Origin of the sequence: Rhodococcus sp. RCBS9 (genome assembly GCF_029457415.1) — a bacterium.
Lineage (GTDB): Bacteria > Actinomycetota > Actinomycetes > Mycobacteriales > Mycobacteriaceae > Rhodococcus_F > Rhodococcus_F qingshengii.
Genome location: NZ_CP120422.1, coordinates 2,864,168 through 2,882,501 on the forward strand (window position 1 = coordinate 2,864,168; position 18,334 = coordinate 2,882,501).

Below are 18,334 nucleotides of genomic sequence, written 5' to 3' on the forward strand. Positions count from 1 at the left end.
TGGTACCGTCCGGTAACTAATTCAGTTAGTTGTCGGCTACCGCTCTGGTTGCTGTGTCACGTGGAGGAGCAGTTCATGTCGATCGAATCGCAAAACGGCATATCCCATCGTCGATCGAGGGCCGCAGTGGGGCTCGCGGCGTGTGCGGTTGCCGCGCTGTCGTCTGGTGTGGTCTTCGCAGGGAGCGCATCGGCAACGCCGACGGCGTTGGTGGACAAATTTGCGAGCACGGTCACCGATGACGGCTGGTCGTTGGATCTTGCCGCCACGAAACTGTCGGCGAACCCGGTGCCGAATCTGGCGACGACGGCGTTCACCCGTGAGGGGTTCGTGTCGGCGAAGGTGACCGGCACGATCGGCGGTCAGGGTGATTCGGCAGTGAAGACCGGTTATGTCGAGCAGGGATTGCAGATCGGCTGCCAGATCGATGTTTCCTCCGGACTTGGCTTGGGGCTTGGCTTTTCGCTCGGTCCGTCTGTCGGTGTGAGTATTTCGGGTGTCCCGTCGGCGAACGTGGGTGTGAATGCGTCGGTGAATCCGAGTATTCAGTCGACGATTGCGCCGGGCACGATCACGACGATTCCGTTGGGGAAGAAGGATCTCGAGTCGTCGAAGGCGTCGATCACCGCGGAGAACGTGCACGTGAAGGTTGATGCGTGCATGGGGCCGGTGACGATCCGCTCGTACGCACAACTCTCGGTGTCGACGGCGACGTCCGACAACACGTTGTTCGTGTACTCCGATCCCACCTGGCTCTGACCCTCGCAGACTTCGCCGGCGCTGCTGGCGAGTAATTCCTGATCCGTCCCGTCCCGGGGTGGTTACTCATCACGCTCACAAAGGAGAAATCATGAAGATTCGTACCTTGGCCACTGCCGGAACCCTCACCGCAGGTATCGCCCTGATCGGTGTTCTCGGCGCCGGCGTGGCATCTGCTGCAACTCCGATCGTGCAACCGGAACATGGCCGGATCGGACTTTCACTTTCGAATGCCGAAACGGCGGCGCTGGCGGCGAGCCCGATTCCTGATGCGATTGCGAACATCGTTCCAGGTTCGCTGAGGGGGGTCTGGTTGGCGCCTGGTTCCGCGATAACTGTTACCGATGGCAAGGTCGACGCCCTCGAAGGAGCTGTGCTCGGTGAAGCAGCCGCGCGTGGTGGGCATGCCAATGTCTTTGTCTCCGACCCGAATCACCCCGCCAGTGAGGGGCACATAGTGCTGACGGAGCAGTACTGGAACTGATAACACGCCCAGTACCGGCGACTCGTTGTCCCCGCTCTCCCATCCTGTTTGGAGTTCCAGCCATGACCGTCAACAACGCCGAACGTCGCAGTGTCCAACCGGAACCCGCTGCCGTCGATAGCAAAGACGTTGCAGACGTTGATGACTGGGATCCGGAGAGTGAACTCAGTCCACTCTCCAAGGCTGTGATCGCTACGGCAGTCGGACTGGGGTTGCTGATCGCGGCATTCGCGGTGATCGGGAAGCTTGCCGGCTGGGCGAACGACTACGGGACGGTCCTGGTTTACCTGGCGTTCTTCTTGTGGATGTCGATCTCCGGACGGTTGTTCTGGTGGGGCGCAGACAAACTCATCGCGCTACTCCGAACGAAGAAGAGTGACAATCGTGGTGCGCACCGGTGAAGTCCGGTAGACGACTTCGCCGGACTCTCGCGGGAGTGCTTGCCGCTGGGGCGCTGTTGACCGGAGCGGCCGGAGCGATCGGTGCGGAAATTGCACTCTCCGCCGCTCCGGCGAACGCGACGCCGGAAGAAGACTGCGCGGCGGTGCGGGCACGTGATCATCAGATCTACCTGAATCTCATCGCCTCACTGCCACCTGGCGCACCCATCCCGCCAGAGATCATCAACCCGTGCCTGAGCGCGCCGTCCACGACGGCGACAGCTGCGCCGACGACCACCGTCGGGCTCCCCGGTGCACAGGCTCCAGGCGGTGGCCCGAATGTCGGGGCCAATGGTCCGACGAACTTTCCCACCTACAACGGCACCCCCATCGTCCCTGTGCCGACGATCGAGGTTCCGCCCATTGCTTCCGAGTCCCCGGCCTCGGAAACTGGTGTCGGTGCATTCCCCAATGCATCGGCATCAGCGGTTCCCTCACCCACACCCACCCCGGGTGAGGGAACCACCACCGATCGTGGTCCCGGACCGATCCCCGCGGATTCGGATTCGAATATCGCACCGGCTCAAACGGTTCCGGTCCCGGCAGCAGATGTTTCCACCGCCGGGGAGGACTCGGGCCGTGACCGGTATCTCGAACTCACCCTGATCGGCGCTGCGGCGTTCACCGCCGCGGGTATCGGAGTGCGCGGGCGGCCGGGACCTTTCAGCCCCCGCACGCCCGAATCAGTACTCTCCCAGGCGGTCGGGACTGCCGCGTCGCCGTTGACTGCGTACGCACCTGGCGGACAGTCCTCGTTGCGGGTGTTCGATCCGATCACCGGCGGAAGCCGGTTCTTCTTCCTGATCCACGACGAAACGTCGTCGCACGAATCCGTGATTCCGGTGGCGGTGCCGCCCGGCGGTCACATGAGCGTCAACCAAGACGGCACGGTCACGGTCTTCGACGCCGACGGAAACCCGGTCTCGACAATCGATGCCCCGTGGGCCTACGACGCCAACGGCACACCCATTCCGACGCACTATGAGATCCGGGACGGGCAACTCGTCCAGGTCGTCGACACCACGGGTATCGAGAACGTGCTGTATCCGATTTTGGCGGACCCGCAGGATCGCACACAGAGCGGCAAGAAATCGCCTGCACCGGCGCGCCCGACCAAGATCTCCGGTGAGGACGACGGCACCCGCTCAGATGACGGTCCACATTGGAACGAGACACCGCAGGTCGAAGGCCACAAGGCCCCCAATCCACCAGTCCAGAAACCGATACCCACTCAACCACCGGTCCCACCCGCGGTCGAGCCCGAACCACAAGTCCCTGAGCAGGCTCCGGCGCAAGTGCCGGAGCAGATCCCGCAGCGGTCGCCGGCCGAGGACATCAGCGGAGACATCGGCGGGGACGGACCAGGTGCCGGGACATCCCCATCCATCGACCCAGCGCCCGCTACACCGAACGAAACCGACACACCCCAAGCAGAATTGGCAGGAATTCCGATCATCGGCGGCATCTTCAGTGCAGCCGAAGCCGGGCTCATGCTCACCGCTGGAATCGCAGCTTTGTTCGCGCAAATCCTTGCAGGTGTGGGTCTGGGGGATTCGGAACTGTTCGGCCGCATGGAAAGCCTCGAGGAATGGGCGCTCGAGGCCGGAGTAGATCTCGCCGAAGTGCTCGTGAAGGCTATGGCCCTGCTTTCTCCGCAGGATCAGGCACTTCTTCGCACTGTCCTTTCTCCGTTCGTGAAGCTGCCCCCAGCGCATGAGCAGGACACTCCCGGCCACGCCCAGCCCGGGCCGGCCGGACCTGCCGCGAAGCCGCCGCCTCGGAGGCCCACGCCGCGGCCTGTACCGCGTCTGCCTGGTGATCACGATCCGACCCAGCCGCAAGATCCCTCCAGCGAGCCGGATTCAGGCGATCCGGCAACACCGTCGGATCCGGGTTTCGAACCACCAGTAGACCCCGGCACCACCGCACCTGGATTAGTTGACCCCGAACAACCTTCGGCTCCCGAACCTGGCGAGCAACCGGCCGTCGATCCGGTCAACCCAGGCCACATTCCGGTCGATCCCGAGACTCCCGGTGCGCCGACCCAGCCCGGACCCCCGGAGTTCGACCCCTTTGATCCCGACCCGAGCACGATCGCCGATCCGACGGTCCGCCCAGATCCCACCGAACGTTCATCCGTCGAGCGGGTACTAGCGTCGAACTTCATTCACGCGGTGCAAGAAGTCGTAGATTCACTCACCGATGGTGCCGAGACAAGTCCAGAATCACCTCCGCAGCAGTCATCTGATTCGGGTGAGGCTGCACCCGAGGATTCTCGCTTGGATTCCGAAGGCAACCCGCTGACGGCCGCTGACTTAGCTCAATTGTATGCGTCGCTGCGTCGAAAAACGCCGACAAATGTGATCCGCGACATAGTTAACCTCGATCACGAAGGTGGCGGACCGGACCCGGTTCTTCCCGGGCTCACATTGCCCGACGTCCTCGAGGCGGATCACACCGTACCGATGAGGGTCATATTCGACATGCCTGGCTTTACGCAGTTGACCTTCGAGCAGCAAATTCAAGTATTGAACTACGTCGATAACTTCCTGGGTTTGAGCCCGACTGCGAATACGTCAAAGGGCGCCAAGAGTTGGGCAGACTGGTGGGGCTATGTGAAGGGCGGAATCCCGGTTTCCCCTGAATTCCGGGATGCTATGATCGAAATCGAAACTCATCTTACTGAGGAAATTCGTCAAATGATATCTAGTATATTGAATGGAGTTCAGTAGTGGATCTGGTCAAGATTTCGCGGTATATCGACTCGCCCGTGCTTGTGGAGATTGACGACTTGACACCACTTGAACGTACGGCGCTTCCGAATTATTGGTTGGATGCGCTAAATGGTGACCTTGCAGCTCGAATTTCGGGGATATTGGACCAATGGGATGTATTTGGGCGACCGATATTGGGCGACACTTACAGAAACATTAAAGAGAATCTATCTGATGTTCGGCTGCTCAGGTCTGAAAATAGGTTTTTTCTTCTATATAAAATTAAAATGGCAGACGGGACCGATCTCTACTATTTGGGTACGCCACCGGTAGTGGATGGTGATGAACTTCCAGGGTATTGGAATAAATTTCCCCCCAGTCTAAAGAATTTCTATTCAAATTTGCACAACGGTTGGTACTATATTGCCGGTAAGACTGTCGGGCCACTGCCTCTTGAAGATATGTTTCGAATTGACAGCTTTGAATGGTCTATTCTGGACGGGCTGTCCCCTGAAGAGTACCCAGATCCGGCTCGTTGCATCGCGACATTCAGATCGGGCGGCGGCGGTTATCTTTGCTTGTACTTTGGTGAGGAATCGACAAGGGGTGTTGTGTGGTCATCGACGGAACCCCCTGAATTGGTCGATTACTCCACTTACCTTGATATCTGGACCAACGTCGGACTCGGTGCCTAGAGCCTGCGCCTTGGATATCCAGACTGGAGACAGTCTAAGAAATTTGTGTGCGGTCTTGCCCCACGTGGCACGTGCCTGGGATCCAGTCTCCCAAGAGCAGATGATCAATTTGTCTGACCAAAAGGGATCTCGAGGTCATGATCGGTTTCGGGGGGTACCTCACGCATCGACTCGTTTTCCTGCACCATTGCCGACGAATGGCTGATTGCGCTGGCGTTCAGGGTCGTACAGGGGCTGGCCGATATCTGGGACTCTCGCGTCACCGTGCTCTACCACCGGACCGAATCATCGCCTCAGCGCAAGGTACCCGGCGACGCGATCGTGGGCAGTTCGGGCTCGGTGGAGCATCGGCGACTACCTGCACCTTCAGAATCGGTCGAAAGGTGAGGTGGAGGTGGGATGGGAAACATACTTCCATTCAGGAGTTACGTTCGATCGCAGCAAACTCCCCCAATCTGCGGTGGTAGAGGAGCTGCCCACTGGCACGTTGATTCGGTTGGGGGACAAGCCAATGGAGGTCGCTGCCGCCGACATCGTGGCGGTGCGGGCGGCGTTGGGTTACCCGGTGTAGCGCCAGAGCCTGTCCAATTGGTCGATCGTCTTCGAGCAGGAGTGACGTTGTCTGCTTCATCTTTACGTCGCGATCCGGCGTCCGGATTGACCTTGAAAGTCATGGCGCGAAAGGGGCCGCCGGAAGCCGAATCGGTCACCGCAGTGCTGGCAGCGCGGTCGCAGCAGTTCCTTCGAGAGCTTGACCCAGTCTTTGACGTCGACATGTATCGCTCCGTGAGGAATGGCCTTCCCGACGGCGTTACGGTCGAGCAGGCGCTTGCATCGAATGGTGGACGGATCCTCACGCTTCAGGCAGAGAACTCCCTCGAGGCCGCAATGATCGAGAGCAGAAAGTCTCCTGATGCCGCAGGCGGGATTTACCCACTCTCCTTCGGGCATCAACTCAGGTTGTTCATCGACAACGGAAACATCGAAATTCTCATCGGATTCGGGGGTACGGCGGGAGCAGGTTCCTTACTTTGCACGTTCATCTGGCCGTACCCAGGGGGCTTCGCCGATGAATCTCTGATCTCACTGTCATTGAAACTCGTCCAGGGCATGGCCGATATCTGGGACGCTCACACAGCCGTGCTCTACCGGGATGCGGAACTCACACCTCAGTACAACGTGCCCGGCGACGCAACGGTGGGCAGTTGCACCTACTTCGGCCCTGAGATGCCGATCAACGAAACGCAGATCCCACCCACTGTCGAAGCTTTTCCGTACAAGAAAGGAACGATCGTCATCCAGCGTGATCCACGCGCCCCGTTGGTTGCCGACGATATCCGAAGCATCCGCGCAGCAGTCGGCCTGCCGGCCGAACGACCGGAGGTTCGCCTACCGAAAGGCTCGCGTCGGCTGTGACACCAGAAGTTACGGCCAAGCTCACGTCCGCAGGTGATGGTGTTCTTAAGAACAAGCTGCTCAGATAATGGAGGATGCGTTCGACGAGGTCATCGGGATGGAGAACATCAACATCATCGTATTTGGAGGGGAGTGAAAGTGCCTACGTCATCACTGCGCCGCAATCCTACGGCGGGCTTGACAGTGAAGGTCATTCCACGAAAGGGTTCGCCTGAAAGCGAGGCCGTCACGGCCGCGCTCGTTGCACGTTCGCTACGATTGCTTCGCGACATCGATCCTGTCTTCGACGTCGACTTGTACCAAACAGTAGGCGATGCACTCCCCGACGGCGCCGGAGTCGAGCAGGCCTTGGCGTCGAATCTCCGTCAGATCCTTGTACCTCCGACGGAAAAATCGATCGAAGCCGCATTGATCGAGCGCAGACGATCCCCCGATGCCACCGGCGGTATGTATCCCCTCTCATTGGGACGACATATGACCCTGTATTCACCCGCTGGAGACGTCAAAGTCGTTGTCAGTTTCGGGGGCACCTCAGGGTCCGGCGCATTCGCATGTGCCTTTGCCGACGAATCACTGATTTCGCTGGCATTGAAGCTCGTACAGGGACTAGCCGACATCTGGGACTCGCGTGTCACCGTGCTCTACCGCCGAACCGAATCATCGCCTCAGTTCAACGTACCGGGTGACGCGATCGTGGGCAGTTGCACCTACTTCGGTCCTGAGTTGCCGATCAAGGAAACGCAGCTCCCGCCCAGCGTGGAGGCGTTTCCCTACCAGGACGGCACAATCGTCATCCAGAAGAATCTGTCCACGCCGTTAACCGTCGAGGACATCCGAAGCATCCGCGCAGCAGCAGGACTGCCGACCGAACGACCGGAGATTCCTCTACCCAAAGGTTTCAGACGGCTGTGAGCCCTACGTTGGGCGCACTCGGGGCTGCCTGCAGGTAGGGATGGCGCGGACCGACCAGCCTGCCCGCAATTACCGCGCCGCGACCCCGATCCGGCTACGCACCAGCTGATCGACGCTCCGGGTGGAGTGCCACCGCGCGGCATACCCGCCATCGACGGCACAGTTCAACATGCCGAGCATGATCAACCCTCTGTTCCGTCCGTGAATGAAACCTGCACGCCCGGATCCCGCGATTCCGGAACCCTCGCAACCCACTTTCCCGGCGTTCCCGATCGTGGCGAGTGGGAATCATTCTCGCCCGGTGAGATTGGCGATCCGGGGTCGAACCCGAGACCCGAGAACTCCACCCCGGAGGCTCCCTCGCCAGGTCGTGCCGAGGAACCGAGTGTGCCGACTCTGCCTGATGTCGGTCAGGTGCCGGTGAATCCGGATGCTCCCGGCGCTCCGCAGCAACCCGGACCACAACTGTTCAATGACAATGATTTGCCGAGAACGACTATGACGATCGCAGAGTGGCTGGAAAGGAAAGGTCGATGAATTCGGATCGTGGCGCGACAGTGATCGGGTATTGGGGCCCTCGGACGCAACCGGTAGAAGACATTGCAGCGGAGGTGTTCTCGTTTCTTCATAGTCTGCGGAACATTGATCCAGCACTTGGACAAGCTTGGGTGTTTTCGCCCGAGACTGCCTCCGAGTCGACCGATCTAAGCGTGGAAGGCCTAGCGAAAATCTTCCGGGCAGCGAAGGATGTCGAAGGGCAATCCGTTGCGGCCTTCGACCTCGGCTACATCGTGAGTTTGTTGCACCCGGACAGATATCAGTTCTTGAGAATCCAATTCTCTCTCGGCCGGAATGTTCCGAGGGTTCCGAATCTCGTCAACGTCACCCTCCCTCCGGAGAAACAAGCAATCGGGGAGGCGTCGCGGTTGCTAACCGCAGGCGTCGGGGACGCGATCATGAAAGCGATCATCGAGCATTGGTCGCCGGAGTCTGCGCGGTGGGGGACGCGGGAGTACCGCAATGCGCAGGGAAATGAGGTCAGCGAAATCGAAGTCGGGTGGGAGACATACATCCAGTCCGGGATCGATCTCGATCACAGCAAACTGCCCGTCGTCGCCGTACTGGAGGAACTCCCCAACGGAACGCTGATTCGGTTGGGCGAGAAACCGTTAGACGTCAACTTCGACGACATCCTGGCCGTGCGGGAAGCACTGGGTTACCCGGTCTAAGATGCCGCGTGACCGCCGAGCGCTGCTCACGTCGCGACACGTAGTTGAATTGGAGACGATTGCGCATTGGTCGGAAAGGACGGGGCGATGAGCATGTTCGGGCGGCGGCCGACGGTAGCCGGATATTGGGGCACGCGGGTGCAGTCGAGTCAGGAGGTGGCGCAGACGATGCGGGCTTTCCTCGATGATCTGGAAGCGGTCGACCCGGGGTTGGCGTTGCCGTGGGTCTCGACTGCCGAGTTCGACAAGGTGCCAGCAGATCTCAGTGTGGACGGGTTGGTGCGAATCTTCGAGTATTCCCGCTCGAAGGAGATGGGGTATTCGGACACCCCGGGACCGGGTTACGACATCGACTTGTCGCCCGAGGACGGGACCGCGCGCCGGGTCGGTGCCTGGGTCGGCGGGCTGGAAACCAGTGCTCCCAACAGTGTCCGGGTGTCGTTGCCGACGGAGAAGCAGCTCACCGACAGTACCCGGCGGTTGCTCGACCCGGATATCGGAGACGCGATCGTGAGAGTGATCGTCAAGCATTGGGATCCGGATCGGGCTCGGTGGAGCATCGGCGACTACCGGCACCTTCAGAATCGGTCGAAAGGTGAGGTGGAGGTGGGATGGGAAACATACTTCCATTCAGGAGTTACGTTCGATCGCAGCAAACTCCCCCAATCTGCGGTGGTGGAGGAACTGCCCATTGGCACGTTGGTTCGGTTGGGGGACAAGCCAATGGAGGTCGCTGCCGCCGACATCGTGGCGGTGCGGGCGGCGTTGGGTTATCCGGTGTAGGCCACGCAACGGGTCCGGAGTTCACCATTGCATCAGACGTCGAGAAATGTGTTAACCGGATGGCCTGCTTCGCCTTTCGATAGTATTGCCAGATGGCACCCCGAGCCGACTTGCTCGCGTGGCTCCTCGATTCGGATCCGGCGATTCGGTGGCAGGTGGAGCGCGACCTGCTGAACGAAGCGCCCACTGTGTGGGCGGCGACGCGCGCGTCGATCGCTACCAAAGGATTTGGTGCACGCCTGCTTTCATTGCAGGATCGAGACGGCCAATGGGCGGGTGGGGCGTTCTTCCCGGCAGAATTCGACTTCGTGGGACCCGAAGCAGCAGAAGAAGGTTCGCAACCCTGGACGGCAACTACTTGGACGCTCAACTCCTTGCGTGAGTGGGGCCTCGACGCCAGTGTTCTGCGGGAGCGTCGTACTGCAGAACTGCTCGCGGAGAACTGTCGCTGGGAGTACGAGGGCCGGCCGTACTGGGACGGTGAGGTCGATTGCTGCATCAACGCCTGGACGGTGGCAAACGGTGTTTGGCTCGGCATGCCCGTTGATGAACTGGCTGATTGGTTTGTGCGGCATCAACTTCCGGATGGTGGGTGGAACTGTGAGTGGATCGAAGGTTCGACCCGATCGTCGTTCCATTCGACGCTCAATTCACTCAAAGGGCTTCTCGCGTACGAGATCGCGACCGGGGGAACAGATGAGACGCGCGCGGCTCGGCGATCCGGTGAGGAATTCTTACTGCGGCGCGGTCTGTTCCGGCGACTCTCGACCGGCGAACCGCTGGGGCCCTGGGTCGGACGGTTCGCGTATCCATTCCGGTGGCGTTACAACGTGCTCAATGCGGCCGACTACTTCCGTGAAGCGTCGTTGTCGTATGGAAATGAGCCTGATCCGCGAATGGCGGACTCGATCGAGATGATCCGGGCCGCTCGAGCCTCGGATGGGACGTGGCTCCAGGCCGGTCGCCAACCGGGGCGGGTGTGGTTCGAGGTCGACACAAAGGCGGGGGAGCCGTCGAAGTGGCTGACTTTGTCCGGCATCCGAGTGCTCGCCTGGTGGGATCAATCCTCCCCTCTAGGTTCTGCATAACAAAATAGTTACAGCGAAAATTATTTCACCTTTAAAGGTTATCGAAAGGTGATCTTCGACTTTCCGGTCGAAATATCCAGTACGGATGAAGAACATATTAACGACAGGATTGCCCTCAGTGCGGTGAAGGTTAACCATCTGAACAGGTGAGAAGATGTTCGGTGAAATTACCTACCCGATCGGATAGGCGGGTCACCGACGTTGGTAATCAAATAAGGCGCTCGCAGCTGTCTTGGTTAGGGAGCTAAGTCCCGAGCTGGAAACGGCATTTCTGCTCCGAAAGTGGCGCTCACCTGCGGCTACGTTCCCCATTTTGCAAGATTTAAACCACTTTCGGCGAGAATTAGTCCCGCAATTGTAGGTTGTGGAGCGTCCGCAATGTTTAGGCAAAGTCCCATCTTTTCCCAGAACAATGCTCTACTAAACGTGAAAACCGGATGTTCCCCCGATTTTGCTGAGAAGGTGCAACTATGGGGCGTAGCGTAACTGTCGCAGCGAACCGGAACATCGCGAATTGCTGCTCTAACCAATGACTTTGTTCAGGTCCGAATAATGCTCGGAGGTCGTCGATGTCGATGGAAATGGTGTTAGCCGAAGCAGTGATAGACAGTGGGGACACGGCGTGGGTGCTGATCTCCGCGGGTCTGGTTCTCTTCATGGTTCCCGGACTCGCCTTCTTCTACGCCGGTCTGGTGCGTGGTAGCAGTGCGCTCGTCATGTTGCAGCAGAACCTCGTCCCACTCGGACTCGTCTCGATTACCTGGGTCGTGTTCGGATACAGCTTCGCGTTCAGTGGAGACTGGGGTTCCGGCTTCCTCGGTGACCTCAAATTGTTCGGCTTGCAGGACATACACACTGCCGCCGCCCCGGGCTTCCACCTGATCGAAGGTGCAGTCGCGGTACCGACTCTGGCGTTCGTGGTCTATCAGATGATGTTCGCGATCATCACGCCTGCGCTGATCACCGGTGCGACCGCAAACCGGCTCAAGCCCTTGGGCTGGGCCGTTCTGCTCGTGCTGTGGTCGATCATCGTCTACCCCCCGATTGCGCACTGGCTCTTCAATCCCGAAGGCTGGTTGGCGCTCCGCGGAGCTCAGGACTGGGCCGGCGGAATTGTCGTCCACGCATCCGCCGGCGCCGCCGCCCTGGCAATCTTGCTGGTGGTAGGTAAACGTCCGGGATGGCCCAACGCCGAGGCAGTCCCGCACTCGGTGCCTCTGGCGTTGATCGGCGCAGGCATCCTGTGGTTCGGCTGGTTCGGATTCAACGCGGGCGACGGATTGGCTGCCGATGGTGTTGCGGCACAGGCCTTGATGAACACTCACATCGCCGCAGCGGGCGGTATGGTCGTCTGGCTCGTCATCGAAAGGTACACCGAGGGCAAGGCCACGGCGATCGGCGGAATCACCGGCGCGGTAGCCGGTCTCGCGACCGTCACCCCTTGCGCCGGCTTCGTCAGCACCTTCTCCGCGTTGGCGATCGGCGCGCTTGCCGGACTGGTCTGCCACTTCGCGCTCGCGCTCAAGTCGATCTTCAAGTTCGACGACGCGCTCGACGTCATCGCGGTCCACTTCATCGGCGGCATCCTCGGTTCACTCCTTCTCGGTTTGTTCGGCGAAAAAGCCATCAATTCGATCGGCCGCGACGGACTCTTCTTCGGCGGCGGGGCAGGACTACTCGGCGAGCAGGCGCTGGCGTTGATCGTCGTCATCGCTTTCTCGTTCGTGATGACCTGGCTGATCGCCACGGGCATCGAGAAGACCATCGGTCTCAAGCTGGCCCCGAAAGACCAGGTGGACATCGACCGTCGTCAGCAAGGCATGGACGCATACCGCTACAACGCCGCATTCGTCGACGCAGGTGGTGCGCCGCAGACCAGCGGGTTCGACTCGGGGGTCCTGGTCGAGGGGGCAAAACTTGTTCCGAACCTCGGCGCCCCGAAGCACGAACTCATCACCGCGGTATTGCAGACCATCGAGTCCGAGAAGCTACGGGAGGCGCTGCTGGCCGCCGGAGCGGAGTCGATAGTCGTATCGGAAGCGCATGTCTCCGCGAGTGACTCGGCCTCGCTCAAGTTCCGCGGACAACGCAACGACGTCGTGTTCACCGAGCGGTTGCGTGTCGAGGTGCTGGTCGCCTCGGAACATGCACAGGCGGTTCTGGACGCGATCAACGAGTACTCGGGCGGCAGGAGGAGCGGTTTCGTCCAGCAAGCGGCCGAACCTCTCACCGAAGCGACGGAACAGGGGAGCTGACATGTATTCGACGACAGGGAGTTACCGCATGATCGACAAGGAGCGTTCAGAATGCATCTGACACCGCGAGAACTCGACAAGCTGACAATCCTCATGTTGGCGGATGTCGCACTGAGGCGAAAGGCAAAGGGGCTCAAACTCAATCACCCGGAGTCCGTCGCAGTTATCACTGCAGCCGCCCTGGAGGGAGCTCGGGAGGGCAAGACTCTCGAGGAGGTCATGGCCGACGCATCGCACGCCTTGACGGTCGACGACGTGATGGACGGTGTCGCGGAGATGATTCCACGTGTGCAGGTCGAGGCGGTGTTCCTCGACGGTAGCCGGCTCGTCACCGTGCACTCTCCGATCCAGTAGCCCGACCGAGATGTCAGGAGCACTCCAAGATGGCAAGCAAATCGACGAAGAAGGATTCCGGCGGCGAGAAGAAAGTGCCGGTCGGCGGATACGTGTTGCGGGACGAGCCGATCGAACTCAACGAGGGCCGTCCACGTTTGAAGTTGCGAGTCCGAAACACCGGTGACCGTCCCATCCAGGTGGGTTCGCACTACCACTTCATGGAAGTCAATCGCGCGTTGTCCTTCGATCGTGAACAGTCCTTCGGCTGGCGCCTCGACATTCCCGCGGGCACGGCGGTCAGGTTCGAGCCGGGCGACGAGAAGGAAGTGACGTTGGTGCCGTTCGGCGGCAAGCAACGAGTGCAAGGCTTCAACGGACTTGTCGACGGTTGGGCGCCGACCCACGCCGCCTACCGGCCTCGGCTTCCCGGAGCCGTCCAGCGTGCCGAAGAACTCGGCTTTCTGTCCGAACCTCAAACCGACTGATTCTCGTTCACGGCGGACGAAGGAGAGCAACACCCATGACAAGCATTTCGAGACAAGAGTATTCGGGTCTGTTCGGGGTCACCACGGGTGACCAGATCAGACTGGGCAATACCGACCTGTACATCGAGGTCGAGGAAGATCTTCGAACGATCGGCGACGAGTCGATCTACGGCGGCGGCAAGACGCTGCGCGACGGCATGGGCCAGGATCCGGAGTCATGCAGCATCGACGGTGCCCTCGACCTCGTGATCACCAACGTGGTCATCGTCGATGCAACCATCGGCGTCGTCAAGGCAGACGTGGGAATCAAGGACGGCAAGATCGTCGGCTGGGGCAAGGCGGGAAACTCCAGCACGATGGAAGGTGTCACCCCGGGGCTGACCACCGGTCCGGCGACCGACGCGATTTCCGGTGAGCAGATGATCCTCACTGCCGCCGGCATCGATCCACACGTTCACCTCGTGTCACCACAGCAGGCGTACCACGCACTCAGTGGGGGAGTGACGACGCTGATCGGTGGTGGTATCGGCCCGACCGACGGAACCAACGGCACCACCATCACTTCCGGTATCTGGAACATGGAGATGATGCTCAAGGCCAACGAGGGTTTGCCGGTCAACGTCTGCATGTTGGGCAAGGGGAACTCGTCCGGGCATCAGTCGCTGGTCGAACAGATCAAGGCCGGTGCGGCCGGTCTGAAGGTCCACGAGGACTGGGGCGCGACACCGGCCACAATTCGTGAGTCTCTGCGGGTGGCAGACGAAATGGACGTTCAGGTCGCCATTCACACGGATACCCTCAACGAGGCCGGATACGTCGAGGACACCATCGCGGCCTTCGAAGGCCGTACGATTCACACCTATCACAGCGAGGGTGCGGGCGGCGGTCACGCACCCGACATCCTGCGAGTGACGGGCGAGGACAACGTACTTCCGGCGTCGACCAATCCGACGTTGCCGTACGGCATCAACACTCAGGCCGAGCTCTTCGACATGATCATGGTCTGTCACAACCTCAATCCCAAAGTGCCCTCGGATGTTTCGTTTGCCGAGTCCCGCGTTCGCGCCGAGACGATCGGTGCCGAGAACGTACTGCAGGACATGGGCGTCATCTCGATGTTCTCGAGTGACTCACAGGCGATGGGCCGGGTTGGAGAAAACTGGCTACGCGCGATCCAAACAGCGGACTGCATGAAGCGGTCCCGCGGAAAGCTGCCCGAGGATTCACCGACGCACGACAACTTCCGCGTGTTGCGCTACGTCGCGAAGGTCACGATCAATCCCGCGTTGACGTTTGGTCTTTCGCATGTGGTCGGGTCGATCGGTGTCGGGAAGATGGCGGATCTTGTTCTCTGGGAGCCCGCATTTTTCGGTGCGAAGCCGAAGACGATCATCAAGAACGGTCTGATCAGTTGGCATGCCATGGGAGATCCGAATGCGTCACTCCCGACACCACAACCGGTGATCTACCGGCCGATGTTCGGTGGATTCGGCAAGGCGTTGCCGCAGAGTTCGGTCTCGTTCGTCTCGCGAGCGGCACTCGACGACGGCATCAAGGACCGGCTCGGTCTCGAACGTCAGGTTGTTGCTGTCGAGGGGACCAGAACAGTCACCAAGCGTGATCTGGTTCGCAACTCGGCCACTCCGGAAATCAAGGTGGACCCGGAGACCTTCGCGGTGACTGCGGACGGCGTCCACGCATACGTCGAACCTGCCGAATCCATTCGCTTGAACCAACTTTACTTCTTCAGTTAGGGGTCTCCAGTGTCGGGAACAATCACACACACGCACGGCGCCGATGCGACGCCACACACGCACGGCGAGATGACCGCGCCGAGCGGAAAGCCGACGCGAGTCGACGCGCTGCTCGGGAAGGAGACCGACGAGGAGTGGGCCGGTCGACTCGACAATGCGGTAGTCGACGTCTTGTCGCTCGATCAGTGGGAAGCGCAGAAGAGTCGGTTACGACGCACCACGATCGGTGGCCGTGAATTGGCCGTCTCGCTCGATCGGGGTATTCAGTTGCAGGACGGCGACATTCTGCTGTGGGACGAGCAGGCGAACACCGTCGTCGTGGCGAGGATCAACCTCAAGGACGTGTTGGAGATCGACCTGAGCGCACTGGTCGAGGTGACGCCCGAGAAGATGATTCAGACGTGCTTGGAGTTGGGACATGCCGTGGGTAACCAGCACTGGCCTGCGGTGGTGAAGGGAATGAAGGTCTACGTTCCGTTGACGGTCGACAAGGCGGTCATGGGCTCGGTGATGCGGACACATGCTTTCGAGGGCATCGAGTACACCTTCATCCCGGGCGCCGAGGTAATTCCCTACATCGCTCCACACGAGGCACGCCGTTTGTTCGGTGCGGCCGCGCGTGAGGGCGAGGGGCATACCCATGACCCTCTCGTCTGAGGGATCCGGGCTCAGCATCAACCGCGCGATGCGGATGATGCAGTTTTCCGATTCCATGTTCCCGGTCGGTTCCTTCTCGTTCTCCAACGGTTTGGAATCGGCCGTGGCGCAGGGAATTGTCACGGGTGGTCCGTCGCTGCGGGAGTTTGTGCTCTCGGCCGCCCATCAGGGCGCGACGTGCGACGGTATCGCCGTACTCGCGGCGCACCGGGGTGCGGCAGCCGGTGATTTCTCGGCGATCCTCGCCGCTGATCATGCAGTGATCGAACGCAAACTCAACGAAGAAGCACGCACGATGAGTACCCGCATGGGTAAGAAGTTGGCCGAACTCGGCGGGCGCTTGGCCGGTGAGACCCTGTTCAACAAGTGGTTGGCCGCGATCGCATCGGGGGAGACGCCGGGTACCTACCCCGTCGGCCTCGGAATTGCTTTCGCGGAGATGGGTTCTCCGGAAGAGGACGCTTTCACGGTCAATCAGTACGGTGTCGCGATGACGTTGCTCGGCGCTGCCCTTCGTATCGTCCGAGTCGATCACCTCACGACGCAAGAGATTCTGTTCGAGGTCAATCAGAGCGCCGGCCGTGAGTACGCCGCAGTGCGTGACTACGGACTCGACGACATGTCCAATTTCGCCCCGATGATCGACATTCTGGCTGCGGTTCACGTCAAGGCGCACGTCCGAATGTTCATGAACTAGAAGGAGAACGATGAAGAAGACAACGCGCATCGGAATCGGCGGACCCGTGGGTTCGGGTAAGACCGCACTCATCGAGGCGATCACGCCGGAGTTCATCAAGCGGGGCACCAGCGTTCTGATCATCACCAACGACGTGGTCACCACCGAAGATGCCAAGCATGTGCGCAAGGCTCTCAAAGGTGTTCTCGTGGAGGAACGTATCGTCGGCGTGGAGACGGGAGCCTGCCCACACACCGCCGTCCGCGAAGACCCGAGTATGAATCTCGCGGCGGTCGAGGACATGGAGAAAACGTTCCCGGACACCGACGTGGTGTTCATCGAAAGTGGTGGCGACAACCTCACACTGACGTTCAGTCCAGCTCTGGTCGACTTCTTCATCTACGTCATCGACGTAGCCGCAGGCGACAAGATTCCGCGCAAGAACGGTCCGGGAATCTCGCAGTCCGACATCCTGGTCATCAACAAGACCGATCTCGCACCGTACGTCAACGCCGATCTCGGAGTCATGGATCGCGACTCCAAGGGGATGCGCGGCGACAAGCCGTTCGTCTTCACCAATTGCATGACCGGGGAAGGCATCAAGGAAGTGGTGGACCTCATCGTGCACGGAGTCCTCTTCGACGAAGAGGAAGTGGGAGCGAGCGCACCGTGAGCGCAACGTCCGTCCCGGGAGCATCGCGGTCGCTCCCGGGGCCGATCCCGACCATCCCGGAACTCGACCAGTACCAGGACCAGCCGAAGCAGGCCCCGGCCGGCAAGGTCGGGAAGACCGGCGTTCTCGAGATGCGATTTGTCGACCGTGGCGACAAGACGATTCTGCGGGACATGTACCGCAAGACACCGCTGCTCGTTCAGCAGGCGCTGTACTGGGACGAAGCGTTGCCGACCATGCCGTGCGTCTACATGATCTCGACGTCCGGCAGTGTGTTGCAAGGCGATCGACTGTTCCTGACCATCGAGATGGAACCGGGTTCCCTCGCGCACGTGACCACTCAGTCGGCCACCAAGGTTCACCGGATGGATGCCAATCACGCGTCGCAACTCCAGAAAGTGGTGCTCGCGGAGAATTCGTGTCTCGAACTGATGCCCGGGGTGACGATCCCACACCGCAACGCGAGGTACTACGCGCGCACCGACATCACGGTGGATCCGACTGCAACGCTGTTGTTCTCGGAGATCGTGATGTCGGGTCGCAAGTACCACGACGGCGGAGAGATGTTCGTCTACGACCTGTACTCCACAATGATCAAGGCGGAGCGTCCGGACGGGAAGAACCTCTTCACCGAGAAATTGGTGATCGAACCGGCACGCTTCCCCGTGCGATACGGCGGAATCATGGGCGACCACGACGTGTTCGGCAATGTCATCCTGCTGACACCGAAGGAGCACGCCGACGCGATTCTCGAAGAGGTAGTTCCGGGCCGTGACGGCAAGGTCGTTTCCGGAGCGAGTCGGCTACCGAACGACGCCGGTCTCATCTTCAAAGTCCTCGGTCCGGAGAGCGAACCCGTCAAGGCGAAGGTTCGTGATTTCTGGGCTCTGGTGCGAAAGGCAGTTCTGGACACCACCATTCCGCCCGTCCCGCTGTGGGGATGACGCGGATCGTCGGAGAAGGATCGAGGGACGTGCG

18 protein-coding genes and 1 pseudogene are annotated in these 18,334 nt (G+C 60.4%); all 19 read left to right on the forward strand.

Translation table 11 applies throughout. From position 1 onward, the window contains the following. Positions 1–75: 75 nt before the first annotated feature. The 19 genes and pseudogenes from P0M12_RS13500 to P0M12_RS13590 all read left to right on the forward strand — a co-directional run bounded on the left by P0M12_RS13500 (position 76) and on the right by P0M12_RS13590 (position 18,300). Positions 76–759, forward strand: a complete 684-nt coding sequence (locus tag P0M12_RS13500; RefSeq protein ID WP_054188735.1) for an MspA family porin — start codon at positions 76–78, stop codon at positions 757–759. 91 nt (positions 760–850) lie between these two features. Further along, a complete protein-coding gene (locus tag P0M12_RS13505; RefSeq protein ID WP_029254241.1) occupies positions 851–1,243 on the forward strand; it encodes a hypothetical protein in 393 nt (130 codons plus the stop codon). A gap of 62 nt (positions 1,244–1,305) precedes the next feature. After that, complete coding sequence (locus P0M12_RS13510) at positions 1,306–1,644, forward strand: hypothetical protein (protein WP_047272170.1); 339 nt, start codon at positions 1,306–1,308, stop codon at positions 1,642–1,644. Beyond that, positions 1,641–4,415, forward strand: coding sequence for a hypothetical protein (locus P0M12_RS13515; protein WP_277377851.1), 2,775 nt, complete (start codon positions 1,641–1,643; stop codon positions 4,413–4,415). Before P0M12_RS13510 ends, P0M12_RS13515 begins: the two co-directional genes overlap by 4 nt. Continuing rightward, entirely contained in the window at positions 4,415–5,092 is a 678-nt protein-coding gene (locus tag P0M12_RS13520; RefSeq protein WP_065455076.1) for an SMI1/KNR4 family protein, read from the forward strand. The genes P0M12_RS13515 and P0M12_RS13520 overlap by 1 nt, the downstream gene beginning before the upstream one ends. A gap of 331 nt (positions 5,093–5,423) precedes the next feature. Further along, a pseudogene (locus tag P0M12_RS13525) lies at positions 5,424–5,663 on the forward strand (hypothetical protein); the annotation flags it as partial. 47 nt (positions 5,664–5,710) lie between these two features. After that, complete coding sequence (locus P0M12_RS13530; RefSeq protein ID WP_230359415.1) at positions 5,711–6,508, forward strand: hypothetical protein; 798 nt, start codon at positions 5,711–5,713, stop codon at positions 6,506–6,508. A 138-nt stretch (positions 6,509–6,646) separates the two neighbouring features. Continuing rightward, positions 6,647–7,420: a hypothetical protein gene (locus P0M12_RS13535; protein ID WP_223304698.1), complete on the forward strand. Its 774-nt coding sequence runs from the start codon at positions 6,647–6,649 to the stop codon at positions 7,418–7,420. A 533-nt stretch (positions 7,421–7,953) separates the two neighbouring features. Next, on the forward strand, positions 7,954–8,649 hold the full coding sequence (locus P0M12_RS13540; RefSeq protein ID WP_325066535.1) for an Imm52 family immunity protein: 696 nt from the start codon (positions 7,954–7,956) through the stop codon (positions 8,647–8,649). Positions 8,650–8,736: 87 nt separating this feature from the next. After that, complete coding sequence (locus P0M12_RS13545) at positions 8,737–9,432, forward strand: Imm52 family immunity protein (RefSeq protein WP_230793306.1); 696 nt, start codon at positions 8,737–8,739, stop codon at positions 9,430–9,432. 92 nt (positions 9,433–9,524) lie between these two features. Further along, complete coding sequence (locus P0M12_RS13550) at positions 9,525–10,520, forward strand: squalene cyclase (RefSeq protein ID WP_118604853.1); 996 nt, start codon at positions 9,525–9,527, stop codon at positions 10,518–10,520. Positions 10,521–11,095: 575 nt separating this feature from the next. Further along, positions 11,096–12,775, forward strand: a complete 1,680-nt coding sequence (locus P0M12_RS13555; RefSeq protein WP_277377852.1) for an ammonium transporter — start codon at positions 11,096–11,098, stop codon at positions 12,773–12,775. Between the two features lie 51 nt (positions 12,776–12,826). Then, entirely contained in the window at positions 12,827–13,129 is a 303-nt protein-coding gene (locus P0M12_RS13560; RefSeq protein WP_007731718.1) for an urease subunit gamma, read from the forward strand. A 29-nt stretch (positions 13,130–13,158) separates the two neighbouring features. Continuing rightward, on the forward strand, positions 13,159–13,596 hold the full coding sequence (locus P0M12_RS13565; protein ID WP_003943812.1) for an urease subunit beta: 438 nt from the start codon (positions 13,159–13,161) through the stop codon (positions 13,594–13,596). 35 nt (positions 13,597–13,631) lie between these two features. After that, entirely contained in the window at positions 13,632–15,350 is a 1,719-nt protein-coding gene (locus tag P0M12_RS13570) for an urease subunit alpha (RefSeq protein ID WP_003943847.1), read from the forward strand. Positions 15,351–15,359: 9 nt separating this feature from the next. Next, positions 15,360–16,007: an urease accessory protein UreE gene (gene ureE / locus P0M12_RS13575; protein WP_050655600.1), complete on the forward strand. Its 648-nt coding sequence runs from the start codon at positions 15,360–15,362 to the stop codon at positions 16,005–16,007. Further along, the gene (locus P0M12_RS13580; protein WP_047271507.1) at positions 15,991–16,704 is read left to right on the forward strand and encodes an urease accessory protein UreF; all 714 of its coding nucleotides are present in this window, start codon (positions 15,991–15,993) and stop codon (positions 16,702–16,704) included. The genes ureE and P0M12_RS13580 overlap by 17 nt, the downstream gene beginning before the upstream one ends. 10 nt (positions 16,705–16,714) lie before the next feature. Further along, positions 16,715–17,356 (forward strand): urease accessory protein UreG, encoded by a 642-nt coding sequence (gene ureG, locus P0M12_RS13585; protein WP_007731713.1) that lies wholly within the window; start codon positions 16,715–16,717, stop codon positions 17,354–17,356. Further along, positions 17,353–18,300, forward strand: a complete 948-nt coding sequence (locus P0M12_RS13590; RefSeq protein WP_277377853.1) for an urease accessory protein UreD — start codon at positions 17,353–17,355, stop codon at positions 18,298–18,300. Before ureG ends, P0M12_RS13590 begins: the two co-directional genes overlap by 4 nt. The last annotated feature ends 34 nt before the right edge of the window (positions 18,301–18,334 follow it).

Bases quoted from the DNA above. Each gene is read 5' to 3' on its own strand.
- P0M12_RS13570 (WP_003943847.1), top strand. From the start codon at position 13,632: ATGACAAGCATTTCGAGACAAGAGTATTCGGGTCTGTTCGGGGTCACC.
- ureG (WP_007731713.1), top strand. From the start codon at position 16,715: ATGAAGAAGACAACGCGCATCGGAATCGGCGGACCCGTGGGTTCGGGT.
- P0M12_RS13550 (WP_118604853.1), top strand. From the start codon at position 9,525: ATGGCACCCCGAGCCGACTTGCTCGCGTGGCTCCTCGATTCGGATCCG.
- P0M12_RS13560 (WP_007731718.1), top strand. From the start codon at position 12,827: ATGCATCTGACACCGCGAGAACTCGACAAGCTGACAATCCTCATGTTG.
- P0M12_RS13565 (WP_003943812.1), top strand. From the start codon at position 13,159: ATGGCAAGCAAATCGACGAAGAAGGATTCCGGCGGCGAGAAGAAAGTG.
- P0M12_RS13540 (WP_325066535.1), top strand. From the start codon at position 7,954: ATGAATTCGGATCGTGGCGCGACAGTGATCGGGTATTGGGGCCCTCGG.
- P0M12_RS13505 (WP_029254241.1), top strand. From the start codon at position 851: ATGAAGATTCGTACCTTGGCCACTGCCGGAACCCTCACCGCAGGTATC.
- P0M12_RS13555 (WP_277377852.1), top strand. From the start codon at position 11,096: ATGGAAATGGTGTTAGCCGAAGCAGTGATAGACAGTGGGGACACGGCG.
- P0M12_RS13500 (WP_054188735.1), top strand. From the start codon at position 76: ATGTCGATCGAATCGCAAAACGGCATATCCCATCGTCGATCGAGGGCC.
- P0M12_RS13580 (WP_047271507.1), top strand. From the start codon at position 15,991: ATGACCCTCTCGTCTGAGGGATCCGGGCTCAGCATCAACCGCGCGATG.
- P0M12_RS13510 (WP_047272170.1), top strand. From the start codon at position 1,306: ATGACCGTCAACAACGCCGAACGTCGCAGTGTCCAACCGGAACCCGCT.
- P0M12_RS13545 (WP_230793306.1), top strand. From the start codon at position 8,737: ATGAGCATGTTCGGGCGGCGGCCGACGGTAGCCGGATATTGGGGCACG.